This is a genomic window from Marinifilum sp. D714 (assembly GCF_030851345.1).
Lineage (GTDB): Bacteria > Bacteroidota > Bacteroidia > Bacteroidales > Marinifilaceae > Marinifilum.
In genome coordinates, this window is the sequence record NZ_JALPNU010000073.1 from 1 (window position 1) to 630 (window position 630).

Annotated in this window: 1 protein-coding gene; it reads right to left on the reverse strand. The window is 42.4% G+C overall.

Translation table 11 applies throughout. The annotated features are described in order from the left end of the window. The coding region (locus M0051_RS19605) for a hemoblobin-interacting domain-containing protein (RefSeq protein WP_306743265.1) at nt 1-630 on the reverse strand (630 nt) is incomplete at both ends.

Consider the following 630-nt stretch of genomic DNA (forward strand, 5'->3'; position numbering starts at 1 on the left):
CTGAGTGGTAATGGTGAATTTTGCAGCTGCTCCATGGCCAATAGTCTGTGAAACAGTTGCATCAGCATAAGTATCTGATTTTACAACCAAATTGGTAGTTCCCGCCGTTTGAAGAACTGAATTTCCTCCACCTGGCTTCAGAGTTATGGTATTAGCTGTTCCATCGATATCGTAATCAGTTCCTGAACTTAGTACTGTATTATTATAAGATACTTCTGATATCTTGGATTCCCAATCTGAATTGTCATCAAATGAAACCGTAAAATTGGCATCTACAGTTGCCGAACCAGCAGCTGTTAGCGATGGTGCAGAATTTAAACTTAAAGCAAATGAGTTGGATTCAAGTGTAAAACTTCCGCCACCCAAATCAAAAGTAATGCTTGCTGCTGTAACTTCCACATTACTACTTGCGCTTAAACCTGAGTAGCTTACCACTCCGCCAGATGCGGTTTGAGGTAAACTTCCACCTAAGGTCCAAGTTCCATTTCCTGTAGCAGTCGCATCTACCTGAGTTGCACCATCAGAATCGCAATTGTTATCGTACTGATCTTTCAGTTGAAGAACAGGCTGTGTTGCCAGTGTTGCACCATTTGTAGCAGGCGCTGCTGGCTGAGTGGTAATGGTGAATTT